The organism is Segatella sp. (genome assembly GCF_977051555.1).
On the sequence record NZ_CDRSSE010000068.1, the window covers coordinates 1 to 12,671 of the forward strand.

Consider the following 12,671-nt stretch of genomic DNA (forward strand, 5'->3'; position numbering starts at 1 on the left):
TATTTTACATGAGGATTTTGTCTCAGCAACCATCCAAGATATATAGATGGTTGCCAAGCCTCTGTGTCCCTTATATAAAAACATTATAAAGCCTTTAGATAGAGCTCGTTATCCCGAACTGAGGTAACTATTGATAAGAATGATACTTTTCATCAAAAAGCCAGAGAAGTATCATCGAAGTATCATAAAATCGGGAGAAGTATCATAAAAAACAGGCAAGCATCATACGAAACAGGCGAAATATCGAACGAAAATGCACCAATCATCGAACAAAATGCATCAACTATGCCCACGAACATAGTCACTCAAACCCACGTACACGGGTACGGATGACCACGTACACGGGTATGCGTGACCAAAACGACGGGTAGTCATGCCCAAAGCCTTGGGCAACCACGCCCTACATAGCTGGGCAAAGATGCCCAAGAACTTGGGTAAACCTGGGCAAAAGCATATATGACTTTTCCTGTGTGGTTTAACGATTTTAGTTGACCACTTTTAGTTTTATTTGTAAGACGAGTTGACTCAGTTAAAACTTATTTATAATTCACGTTGACTTTCCTGAAACTTAGTCATATTTTTAGTTGACGACCTTAATAGATGGCCATATCTAGAGTTGCCCTTCTCATATTCCATACAGACACTTTTTTACTTTATAAACTAGAAAAGTAGACACTACTACTGATACTAAAAACTGAAATAATAGACGTTACTGACTCTAAAAGACTGAAATAATAGACACTTTTTTAGTCTTTTACATCAACCCAACGCCGTTTTCATGATACTTCTCCCGTTTTTATGATACTTCTATGATACTTTTTGTAAAAATATTAGGAAGTATCATTTTTTATATGTTATTACATATCAATACCTTACAAGAATATTTCCACCTAATAATGAGACTTTGATACTTTTTTCTCAAAAAAAACTTTATGCGTAAGAAATAAATTAAGAGGGCGATTTGGACTTTTGCAACCAAGTTGCAGAAACCTTTTCGTAATTTTGCAACCGAAAAAGAAAAAGGAACTGAATGTTCCGGATTATATAGAACTAAAAGTATTGCAAAATTATGGAAGAAATGAAACATTCTCACGAACATCATCATGAATGCCATTGTGAAGATTCTCACGAACATCAGCATGAACATCATCATGGCTGCTCATGCTCCACAGAAGAACATGAGCACCAGGGTTGCGGTTGCCATCACCACCATGAAGAAGGCAGCTTGAAATCCAAGCTCTTTCTGATAGGAGCTACCATCATCCTCCTGATCATCGCAGTTTTCATAGAAAAGGAATACGATCTGGCTACCTGGCAGTTGCTCCTCGTCTATCTCATTCCTTATTTATTAATAGGACACGAGACGCTGGGCGAAGCTGCAGAAGGTATTGCCAAGGGCGATATGTTTAACGAAAACTTCCTGATGGCTATTGCTACCATCGGAGCACTTTGCATCGGATTCTTCCCAGGATCAGATACAGAATTTCCGGAGGCTGTCTTTGTGATGCTCTTCTTTCAGGTGGGCGAACTCTTCGAAGGATATGCGGAAGGAAAGAGCCGCGACAGTATTTCTCATCTGATGAATATCCGACCGGATGTAGCGAATGTTGAGAGAAACGGAAAGGTAGAGTCCGTTTCTCCTGAAGATGTAAAGATTGGAGAAACGATTGTAATACGTCCTGGAGAGAAAGTTCCATTGGATGGCGTTGTTGTTGAAGGAAGTTCAGCCTTGAATACCATTGCCCTGACGGGCGAAAGTATGCCACGGGATTTGAACGAAGGCGATACTATCATGTCCGGTTGCATCAACCTTTCAGGAGTAGTCCGTGTACGCACCACCAAGAGTTTTGGCGAGAGTACCGTATCCAAGATTATTGCTCTGGTAGAAAGTGCCGACAAGAACAAGTCGAAGAGCGAGGCCTTCATCACCCGTTTCGCTCGAGTCTATACTCCTATCGTTGTTTTCGCAGCCATTGCCCTAGCGGTTATTCCTCCATTCCTGGCAGCAACAGGAATCGTAGGTGAAGGAACCTTTGGCGAGAACTTCCCATTATGGCTCAACCGCGCCCTGATATTCCTGGTAGTTTCCTGTCCTTGCGCCCTGGTCATCAGCGTGCCCCTCACCTTCTTTGGCGGCATCGGCGGAGCATCACGGAACGGTATTCTCATCAAGGGCAGCAACTATATGGATGCTCTCGCTAAGGTGGGAACCGTTGTATTTGACAAGACCGGAACTCTGACCCACGGAGAGTTTGCCGTGGCAGCTGTTCATGCAGATGATTCCTGCCCAGACCATCCATCCCACGATGCAGATAACGTGCATATTGGCGAATATTCTGACAAGGAGAAGATTCTGCTGCATCTGGCGGCTCATGCCGAGCATTTCACTACCCACCCTATCGGAGCAGCCCTGCGTACTGCCTTCCCGCAAGAAGCAACGGATGGTTGCGAGGTAACCGATGTAGAGGAGATTGCCGGACAGGGTATCCGAGCCAAAGTGAACGGAAAGGTGGTTTGCGTGGGCAATAAGAAAATGATGGAAAGCATCGGCGCAAAATGGCACGACTGCAACCAGGTGGGAACCATCATCCACGTCGCCATTGATGGCAAGTATGCGGGACATATTGTGATCAACGACACCCTTAAGGGAGGAAGCGCCCATGCCATCAGAGAACTGAAAGAACTGGGAGTAGAGAAAACGGTAATGCTGACGGGCGACCGCAGAGAAGTGGGAGAAGATGTTGCCCACAAACTGGGACTGGACGAGTGCCGTACCGAACTGCTGCCAACCGATAAGGTTTCACATGTAGAACAACTGCTGAAGACAAAAACGGCAGGCAAGACGCTCGCTTATGTAGGCGATGGCATCAACGATGCCCCTGTATTGAAGCGTGCCGATGTGGGCATTGCCATGGGCGGACTGGGTAGCGATGCAGCCATCGAAGCTGCCGATGTAGTACTGATGGATGATGACCCTAGAAAGATTGCCCTTGCCGTAAAGATAGCCAGAAGAACCATTCATATCGCTCACGAGAACGTAATATTTGCCATCGGAGTAAAGGTTGCCGTCCTGATTCTCGCCACCATTGGTCTCGGAACCATGTGGATGGCAGTATTTGCCGATGTAGGTGTTACGGTACTGGCTGTATTGAACGCCATGAGAAGTTTGGGTAAAAATCGTCTTTTTTATCGTTAAATACCAAAATAAGTTGTATCTTTGCAACCGAATTGTAATATACAATACTGAATGGTTATGTATAAAAAAGACATTTTGACTATGAATAAGATTATCAAACTCATCTTCGTGCTCTGCTGCTTCTGCGGCATTGCACAGGCTCAGCCTCAACGCCCTAAGCTCGTTGTAGGCATCGTTATCGACCAGATGCGATGGGATTATCTCTATCGCTACTACGCCCGCTACGGCGAAGGCGGATTCAAGAGAATGCTCGGAGAAGGATTCAGCGTAGAAAACTGCAAGATTCCTTACATTCCTTCGGTTACAGCCATTGGCCACTCTTCTATCTGGACCGGTTCCGTTCCTTCCATCCACGGAATTGCAGGAAATAACTTCGTGAAAGATGGAAAGGTTGTGTATTGTACTGCCGACGATACCGTCACCCCGGTAGGTTCTGACAGCAAGGCTGGCAAGATGTCGCCTCGCAATCTGTGGGTAACCACCATCGGCGATGAACTCCGTCTGGCTACCAACAACCGCTCTAAGGTGATTGGTGTAGCCTTGAAAGACAGAGCATCCATCCTCCCTGCTGGCCATCACGCCAATGGCGCTTTCTGGTTTGATGACAAGTCGGGCAAGTTCATCACCAGTACTTTCTATATGGATAAGTTGCCTGAGTGGGTGAACAAGTTCAACAAGCAGAAACTGCCTAACAAGTATCTTTCCAAGAAATGGGAGACGCTCTACCCTATCGATTCCTACAAGGAGAGCACCAGCGATGACAACAACTATGAGAATGGAATTGTTGAAGGCGAAAAGGCTGTATTGCCACTCGACTTGCCTGCCCTATACAAGAAGCATGGTTACAAGATTCTCCGCAGCACCCCATTCGGCTGCAACCTGACTTTCGATATTGCCAAGGCTGCCATTGAGGGAGAAAATCTGGGTAGAAACACAGATACAGACCTGCTGACTATAAGCTGTTCCAGCACCGATTACATCGGTCATCAGGTGGGCGTAAACGCTATCGAAACAGAGGATTGCTATCTTAGATTAGATAAGGCTTTGGCAGATTTCTTCGCTTATCTCGACCAGACCATAGGTAAGGGAAATTATCTCACCTTCCTCACAGCCGACCATGGAGGCGTAAACAACGCTACCTTCCTGCAGGATCAGCGAATCCCTGCCGGCATCTGGAACAAGAAGGGATTGGTAGATGAATTGAACAAGAGTCTGAAGACAAAGTTCAACACCGACAAGGACCTAGTAAAGACCATTATGAACTATCAGGTATTCTTCAATACAGACATCATCGAAGAACTCGGTCTGGATTACGCAGCCATCAAGCAGGTGGTAGTAGACAGACTGAAGAAGAACAAGGACGTGCACTATGCCTTCGACATGGAGAAGACCTCTATCGAGAGCATCCCTGAAGAGTTGAAGTTCCGTGCCATCAACGGTTACAACCGCGAGCGCAGCGGAGGTGTTCAGATTGTTCTGAAACCAGGTCACTACGACTATTACAGCAGCAAGGGAACCACCCACGGCGCATGGAATCCATACGATATCCATATCCCTTGCCTGTTTATGGGCTGGGGCATCCAGCACGGCGAGAGTGCCCAGCCACACTATATGACAGATATTGCTGCTACCGTTTGTGCGATGCTGCATATTCAGGCACCTAACGGCTGCATAGGCACTCCGATATTCTAATAAAAAGCAAAAGGCCAGATAATAACAAAGGCTAGGTTTTCCTGAATCGGGAACCTAGCCTTTATTTTTTATTCAAAAGAAGATGTTCTTCTATTCCGAGAAGAACATCTCTTATTCTTCGTTCATAATCTTCATATATTCCTCGTAAGAAATATATCTGCCACCCATCGATTTGAGATGAGGAGTCTCCAACTGACAGTCTATCATCTTGCCACCATGCTCCTGCAAGTATCTGGCAAGGAAGATGAGGGCAATCTTAGAAGCTGACGGAACCCTGGAGAACATGCTCTCTCCGATAAAAACCTTGCCGATGGTGACACCATAAAGTCCACCCACCAGTTCATCGGTTTCATTATCCCATACCTCTACGCTCGCCGCAAAGCCCTGCTTATGGAGAGCAGTAAATGCCTGGATGATGTTCTCGCCCAGCCATGCACCGTCTTCCCAATATCGTCCGTTGGTCTTGCTGCATCCCCGTATCACGCCATCGAAATCTTCGTTGATTCCAATACTGTATCTGCCTTTTCTCATCAGGGTACGCATGGAATGGCTGATGTGGATTTCATCAGGGAAGATGACGAAGCGTTTCATCGGACAGAACCAGAGTATCTCCGGCTGGTCGCGGAAACTATACCAGGGAAAGATGCCGTTGCTGTAAGCCAGCAGCAGGCGGTCGATACTCAAGTCGCCACCAATCGCAAAGCATCCATCATCATCGCCATAATGCGGATCGGGAAAGTAAATCTCGTCTGCAGTATCATCTATTTCTAAAACCATTATTTCTATCTAATTTTATACTTGCCAAATATTTCTAAGTCAAGAATTTAAACCTATTCCCTCGTCACTAAATTCTTGCCATCGAAGTCAACCGTAGCCTTGCCACCCTTCTTGAGTTTGCCGAAGAGCAGCGCCTTCATCAGGATCGGTTTCAGGCGGTTGCCGATGACACGGTCCATCTCGCGGGCACCATATTCCTTGGTAAAGCCCCATTTCAGCAGCTGTTCGCGTGCAGCATCGGTTAACATTACGGTAACTCCCTTTGCTGCCAGTTTCGCATCGAGCTGACGAAGTTTCTTGGCAAGAATCAGCTCTGCCATGTGCTTATCCATATCGCTGAACACCACCATGTCGGAAAGTCGGTTGATAAACTCAGGCTTGAAAGTCTTCTTCACCTGTGCCAGCATCGCTTCGCCACGACTTACGTTTCCATTGAAACCTACGCTAGCCCGTGAGGCATATTGTGCTCCGGCATTTGAGGTCATGATGAGAATCACGTTACGGAAATCAGCCTTCTGACCCTTATTGTCGGTCAGACGGGCATAGTCCATTACCTGGAGCAGGATATTGTAGATATCGCTATGCGCCTTCTCTATCTCGTCGAGCAGAAGTACACAGTTTGGCGTCTTGCGGATGGCATCGGTCAGAAGTCCTCCATCCTCATAACCCACGTATCCGGCTGGCGAACCGATAAGTTTTGCCACAGTATGCTTCTCGGTGTATTCACTCATATCGAAGCGTACCAGTTCGATGCCGAGTTCCTTTGCCAACTGTCGTGCCACCTCGGTTTTTCCTACTCCGGTAGGTCCCACGAAGAGGAGCGAAGCCAATGGTTTGTCATCATCTGTCAATCCCGCCTTCGCCATCATCACGGCCTCAACTACCTTATCTACAGCCTTATCCTGACCGTAAATCTTGTCGAGTATACGCTGGCGAAGCGTAGCCAAAGCATCGTTGCTTTCATCTTTCATCGCAGCCGCATCAATCTTGCAGACCTTAATCAGAATCTGCTGGATGACTGACTTGGTTACGTAAGAACGCTGGCGATATTCCACCGGATGCACCTCCAGATAAGCACCCGCTTCATCCATCAGGTCGATGGCCTTGTCTGGCAGACAGCGGTTGCTGATATATTTGGCGCTGGCACGGACGGCATATTCCAGGGCGTCCTTGCGATAGGTTACGTTGTGGAACTTATTGTATTTATACTGCAAACCCTCCAATATCTTGATAGTCTCCTCCTCGGTAGGTTCCTTGATATCTATCTGCTGGAAGCGGCGTACAATGCCCTTGCTCTGAGCCATGTAACGGTTATATTCCTCGTAGGTGGTAGAACCGATGAAACGGATATCGCCTGCCTCCAGATATTGCTTCAGCATATTGGATGCATCAGGTCCGCCATCAGAGCCACGACCGGCACCTATCATATTATGAATCTCATCGATGTAGATGATGGTATTGCCTTCCTTCACAGCTCCCTCCATCACCATCTTGATGCGTTTCTCGAAGTCGCCGCGATATTGGGCACCGGCAAGCATCTGTCCCATATCCATGCCATAGATGCGAGCCCCCTTGAGGCGTTCAGGCACCTGATTTTCGTTGATGAGTTTGGCGAGACCATAGACCAAAGCCGTCTTGCCGACTCCGGCTTCTCCGATGTGGAGCGGATTATTCTTCTCTGCACGGCAGAGCACCTGGATGGTTCTGTCCAGTTCCTGCTCTCTTCCGATGAGCGGATTGTGCTCTTCTACCTTGTCAGAGATGCAGGTAACCAGCTGATGCCAATCCTGCACAGCCTGTCTTCTGTCTTCTTCCTCCTCATCGTCATAATCGTTTGCATAATCGTCATCATCAAAGTCTGCTCCCATGCCCATGCCAGCCTCTCCAGTATCCTCTCCAATAGGATAGTAACTGTCAACGCTCGCCAGGAACTCGCCCTGGCGGTCGCCCACATTCTTGCAGAGCAGGAAGGCGGCTTCAGAATTCTGCAAGCCAAACATCGCCTGCACGAAATGAGGCACATTCACCAGCTGTCTGTCGGCAGCAGCAGCCAGGGCGCATGCCGTCCCAAACATGGTCTTGAAGAGCGACGACGGCTCTGGCAGATACTTGACGGTATTAGGCACACGCTCCTGCTTGGCGAGCCATCCCACCAAGTCTTCGTGCATTCTAAGGCTATCTACGCCTTCCTCCTGCAGCGCCTGACAGAATGCATACTGCCTGAGCAGCGCCAGAAGCATGTGCTCGGGCATCACGAACTCGTGGTCGAAGAACCGTGCCTGCTTCATCGCATCATCCATCAGAACACTCATATATCGGGTCAATCCCATACTGTCCATTCTATTCTTTCCTTTCTTTTTCTTAGCATATATTGGGGATATTTCCCCGAAATCAACGCCTATTCAGGCATATAAGTGAGTTTAAGCGGAAACTTCTGCGTACGGGCTTTCTCCATAGCTTTCTCCACTTTACTCTTGGCGATGTCATAGCTGTAGGTGCCCACCACGGCTTTCTCTTCGTGGTGAACCTTGAGCATGATTGCTTCTGCCTCAGCCTGCGACTTGAAGAAGATGGTTTCGAGGATTTCCACCACGAAGTCCATCGGTGTAAAGTCGTCGTTGAACATCATTACCACGTAACGCCCCGGCTCCTTGAGCCTGGTTTTCTGGCGTTCACGAATTGCTGTTTGTTCTTGAGCCATATTTTAATCCTTACTTTTTATAAGCATTGGTAATCTCCACAACATAAACATCGTGGAATCCACCCTTGGCACCATACCACTGGAGCAGGTCCTTATCGAGGAACTTCTCTGCTGTCATATTGTCCTTATAGAGTTTGCGACATTCCAGGGTAAGTCTACTCTGCTCGAATGCGATGCTGCCGTTATCGGTTTCTACAGGAATCAGTCCTGTTTCCTTCGCCTTATCCAAATCGCGTCCGCTCTTAGAACCGCAGAAGTTATAAATCTTCCGAGCCTCCTCGCTGTTGCCGAGGAAAGAGAGGGTCATGAATTCATTCTCCTCAATAATGCCGTGGGTGAAACGCTCCGGACGGATAAAGACCACAGCCACCGGCTTATTCCAAAGCCATCCCAGGCAGCCCCAAGAGGCGGTCATCATATTGAACTTATCCTTATTGCCGGCGCAAACCAGCATCCACTCCTTACCAATAGTCTCGAAGACATTATCATTCAGTTCTTTTACGTTGATCTTTTCCATCTTATCTGTTCCTTTCTTTTTAATTTCTAATTACTATAAAATTGCGACAGCAGTATTCCGTTTGCAGAATGCTGCCCATATCAACTGCAAAGATACAAGAATAATCTGAAAAAGCGAATGTTTCTTTAAGAAAATCGCATCACCCTATTGAGGATTATGCCTAATTAATACTTTTTTATGCCACGAGGAGGCTGAATTGAATACGATTTGCAAGGTGGGAAACCGACCTTGATTTGCATTAACTTTGCATCGGCAGATTAAAAAATAATTCACATTTTATTTTGTCAATTGCCCAAAAGGCAGTACCTTTGCACCCCGAATGCCGAAAGCCGGGAAGGCGGAAGGCTTCGATTTATTATTCATTTATAAACATTTAATTTAATGTACAAAACAATTTTCAACAAGCGCAACAGCTTGAAGTTCAACCGATTCTCTAACAAGAATTACTCGCTCTTCGCAGTTTTGGGAAGAGAGGTACTTGTTGGTGCACTCAGCGTTGCTACCCTGAGCCATGCTAAGGCAGCAGGCGTAAGCACAGAGGGAGCCAAGGTTGATTCTACCCTCTACAAGGGCGGAAAGGCTTACGAGCTAGATGCGGTGAGCGTTACCGGATCTCGTGCGCCGATGACTGTAGAGCAGTCACCTAAGATTGTGTCTGTCATTACCCGCGACGATATTCATCGTGCGGCTGCGCAGACTATCAACGATGTATTGAAATTAGCTACCGGCGTGGATGTCCGTCAGCGTGGTGGCTTTGGTGTTCAGACGGATATCTCCATCAATGGTGGAACCTTTGACCAGATTACCATTCTCTTGAATGGCGTCAACATTTCCAATCCACAGACTGGTCACAATGCTTCTGATTTTCCTGTAGCTCTTGCCGACATCGACCACATCGAAGTGCTCGAGGGGGCAGCATCGCGCGTATTCGGAACATCAGCCTTCAACGGTGCCATCAACATCGTAACCAAGAAGGCAAAGAGAGAGGGGGGATCTGCAAGTGTAGAAGGCGGAAGCTTTGGAAGTTTCGGAGCACAGGGACGTATTCAGACGGCTTTTGAAACAGGCAAGTGGACTCAGGCTTATTCCCTAAGCGGAGGTTACAAGCGCTCGGATGGCGGCACGGAGAACAGCGACTTCGAGAAGGGACAGGGCTACGGCAATCTCTCTTTCTCTTACGACCAGCGCTTCGACATCATCGCCCAGTTGGGCATTGCTAGCCAGAGCTATGGTGCCAACACTTTCTACAGCGCCAAATACAACAACCAATATGAGAAGACTGACCATGGTCTGGCTTCTCTCAACCTGAGTCTGCATAACCAGGAGAAGACCTGGGAGATTGCACCTCAATTCTATTATAACAATTTCAAGGACCACTATCAGTTGATTCGCGGTATGGCTGGAGCCAAGGCAGGCGAGAACTATCACGACCTTGATGTATATGGTGGTGGACTGAATGCCAACGTGGCTTGGGCATTGGGCAAGACGGCAGTCGGTTTCGACATCAGCAAGGAGTGCATCTACTCTACTGCATTGGGCGAAGAACTCGCAGAGAAAGACTACAAAGACATCTCTGGTTCTGACCGTCAATATACCCGAAAGGATGAGCGCACCAATACCAACATCATGCTGGAGCACAACTTCATCTTCGGCGGTTTCACCTTGTCGGCTGGTGTCTTGGCAAACAAGAATACCGGTTTGGACAACGACTTCCGCTTCTATCCTGGTGTGGATATGAGTTATCGTCCTAACGACAACTGGAAGTTCTACGTTTCCTGGAACAAGGCTTTGAGAATGCCTACCTACACCGACTTATACATAAGTAATGTTGTGCAGCAAGGCGATATCAACCTGAGCCCTGAGAAGAATTCAACCTTCAAGATAGGAACCCAATATCGCCAGACTGGTTTTGCAGCAACCGTAAGCGGATTCTATGCGCACGGCACCAACATGATTGACTGGGTTCAGACTTCTGAAACGGATTTGGCTGACCATAAGTATCACGTGATGAATATCGGAAAGCTCAACAACATGGGCTACAACGTAGATGCTACTATCTACATGAGAGAGTTGGTACCAAACAGTTTCATTACCCGCATCAAGTTGGGTTATGCTTACATTTATCAGGATCATAAGACCGAGACCAACATCCTGAGATCGCTCTATGCATTGGAGTATCTCAAGCACAAGGCTGTATTCGGACTGGATCATCAGATTTGGAGCAAGCTTTCAGCTTCGTGGAGTGTAAGATGGCAGCAGAGAATGAATGGCTATCATCCATACACCAAGGTGGATTGCAAACTGATGTGGGACGAGAAGAAATACAATATCTTCGTAAAGGCCGACAATATCACTTGCCACCGCTACTACGACCTTACTGCCGTTAAGCAGCCAGGTTTGTGGATTATGGCAGGAGCCAGCATAAATCTCGGCTGGTAATAAACTGCCAATAAATAAAACGAGCCTTGATGGAGGTTTCTTCCTTCCGTCAAGGCTCGTTTCCTTTTATTCCGGCTATTTCCTTTTATTTCAGTTATTCCGGTTTCTGATATTTTCCGTTCACTTTAATCGGTTCGAGATGAATTCCCACATGGGTATCTGCACCGAAATGCTGCTTCAGTTTCGTTTCGATATGAGTAGCATGCTCATGCGCCTCATAAAGCGAAAGAGAACCCGGCATGCGGACGTGCATTTCTATCGCAATCTTGTTTCCGATGCGACGGGTTAGCAGGTTATGAATCTCTCCTACACCCTTCTCTTCGTTCGCAATCTTCAGAATTTCATCTTCCTCCGTTTCTGGAAGACTGGCATCCGTCAGTTCTTTCACAGACTGCATCACCAGTCCCCAGGCAGCCTTGATAATGAAGGCACTCACCACGATGGCAGCCAGCGGATCGAGCACCGCCCATTTTTCTCCCAGGATGATGGCGCCACCTATACCGAACATCGTTCCGATACTCGATAAAGCATCGCTGCGATGATGCCATGCATTCGCCACCACAGCCTCAGAATGATATTTCTTTCCGGCTTTTACCGTAAACTGATAAGCCCACTCCTTCATCACGATGCTCAAGATGGCTGCCAGCAAGGCAACAATGCCCGGCTGCTGGAGTGTTTCGCCGCAGATGGCACGATAGGTCTTGGTAACACCCGAATAGCAGATCATCACTCCCACCACAAAGAGCGAGATGCCGATGATGGCTGTGGCAAGCGTCTCGTATTTGCCATGACCATAATCATGGTCCTTGTCCATCGGCTTATTGCCCAGTTTTACGAATACCAGTACCACCACATCGGTGGCGAAATCGGTAAGCGAGTGGATGGCATCCGCTATCATAGCTGCCGAATGTCCGAGGATACCTGCAGCAAACTTCAGTACGAGCAGCACCACATTGATGATGCTTCCCGCTATCGTCACCTTATATACTTCCTTTACTCTATTCGCATCAGCGGAATGATCCTTATTCGCTTCAGCGGGCGTCTCCTGCCCGTTATTCTTTCTCTCATTCTTGTCCATACTATAAAATATAACAGAAGTCCTTTGCTTCCTTAATAATGTTTTTGTATAACCAAATTTCAGTCTTTCATGAATTGAGCGGCAAAAGTACATCTTTTTTCTGAAAGCAGATAAAAAGAGAGATTAAAAAAGTATAACGAATAGTGCTGCCCCTCAAAAAGTAGACACAGAAAGGTGGAAAACTGATGGAAAATGATTACCTTTGCAAGCAGATAGAGTTGTGCGCCCTGTAGAGAGGGCGTAGCCCGAACGTAAGGGCGCACAACTTGCT

General features: G+C 47.2%; 9 protein-coding genes. 3 read left to right on the top strand and 6 right to left on the bottom strand.

The window, feature by feature from the left end; translation table 11 throughout:
- Positions 1-1,225 precede the first annotated feature (1,225 nt).
- Positions 1,226-3,196, top strand: a complete 1,971-nt coding sequence (locus tag ACWJAO_RS12585) for a heavy metal translocating P-type ATPase (RefSeq protein WP_449140515.1) — start codon at positions 1,226-1,228, stop codon at positions 3,194-3,196.
- A gap of 81 nt (positions 3,197-3,277) precedes the next feature.
- Entirely contained in the window at positions 3,278-4,888 is a 1,611-nt protein-coding gene (gene pafA / locus ACWJAO_RS12590; protein ID WP_449140509.1) for an alkaline phosphatase PafA, read from the top strand.
- 111 nt (positions 4,889-4,999) lie between these two features.
- Here pafA and aat read toward each other — a convergent pair whose 3' ends face one another.
- The 4 genes from aat to ACWJAO_RS12610 all read right to left on the bottom strand — a co-directional run bounded on the left by aat (position 5,000) and on the right by ACWJAO_RS12610 (position 8,883).
- Complete coding sequence (gene aat, locus ACWJAO_RS12595) at positions 5,000-5,665, bottom strand: leucyl/phenylalanyl-tRNA--protein transferase (RefSeq protein ID WP_449140510.1); 666 nt, start codon at positions 5,663-5,665, stop codon at positions 5,000-5,002.
- 53 nt (positions 5,666-5,718) lie between these two features.
- On the bottom strand, positions 5,719-7,953 hold the full coding sequence (locus tag ACWJAO_RS12600; protein WP_449140516.1) for an AAA family ATPase: 2,235 nt from the start codon (positions 7,951-7,953) through the stop codon (positions 5,719-5,721).
- Positions 7,954-8,063: 110 nt separating this feature from the next.
- Positions 8,064-8,366 (bottom strand): ATP-dependent Clp protease adaptor ClpS, encoded by a 303-nt coding sequence (locus ACWJAO_RS12605; protein ID WP_337536849.1) that lies wholly within the window; start codon positions 8,364-8,366, stop codon positions 8,064-8,066.
- 10 nt (positions 8,367-8,376) lie between these two features.
- Positions 8,377-8,883, bottom strand: coding sequence for a flavin reductase family protein (locus ACWJAO_RS12610; RefSeq protein WP_449140511.1), 507 nt, complete (start codon positions 8,881-8,883; stop codon positions 8,377-8,379).
- A 381-nt stretch (positions 8,884-9,264) separates the two neighbouring features.
- Here ACWJAO_RS12610 and ACWJAO_RS12615 point away from each other — a divergent pair, with 381 nt between their 5' ends.
- Complete coding sequence (locus ACWJAO_RS12615) at positions 9,265-11,322, top strand: TonB-dependent receptor plug domain-containing protein (protein ID WP_449140512.1); 2,058 nt, start codon at positions 9,265-9,267, stop codon at positions 11,320-11,322.
- A gap of 94 nt (positions 11,323-11,416) precedes the next feature.
- On the opposite strand, the gene ACWJAO_RS12620 is transcribed toward ACWJAO_RS12615, so the two are convergent.
- Positions 11,417-12,400, bottom strand: coding sequence for a cation diffusion facilitator family transporter (locus ACWJAO_RS12620; RefSeq protein WP_449140513.1), 984 nt, complete (start codon positions 12,398-12,400; stop codon positions 11,417-11,419).
- 59 nt (positions 12,401-12,459) lie between these two features.
- The coding region (locus ACWJAO_RS12625) for a hypothetical protein (protein WP_449140514.1) at positions 12,460-12,671 on the bottom strand (212 nt) is incomplete at its 5' end.

What these genes read in the sequence shown, in the direction of transcription:
- ACWJAO_RS12605 (WP_337536849.1), bottom strand. Translation starts at nt 8,366, where the DNA reads ATGGCTCAAGAACAAACAGCAATTCGTGAACGCCAGAAAACCAGGCTC.
- ACWJAO_RS12615 (WP_449140512.1), top strand. Translation starts at nt 9,265, where the DNA reads ATGTACAAAACAATTTTCAACAAGCGCAACAGCTTGAAGTTCAACCGA.
- ACWJAO_RS12620 (WP_449140513.1), bottom strand. Translation starts at nt 12,400, where the DNA reads ATGGACAAGAATGAGAGAAAGAATAACGGGCAGGAGACGCCCGCTGAA.
- aat (WP_449140510.1), bottom strand. Translation starts at nt 5,665, where the DNA reads ATGGTTTTAGAAATAGATGATACTGCAGACGAGATTTACTTTCCCGAT.
- ACWJAO_RS12600 (WP_449140516.1), bottom strand. Translation starts at nt 7,953, where the DNA reads ATGAAGCAGGCACGGTTCTTCGACCACGAGTTCGTGATGCCCGAGCAC.
- ACWJAO_RS12610 (WP_449140511.1), bottom strand. Translation starts at nt 8,883, where the DNA reads ATGGAAAAGATCAACGTAAAAGAACTGAATGATAATGTCTTCGAGACT.
- pafA (WP_449140509.1), top strand. Translation starts at nt 3,278, where the DNA reads ATGAATAAGATTATCAAACTCATCTTCGTGCTCTGCTGCTTCTGCGGC.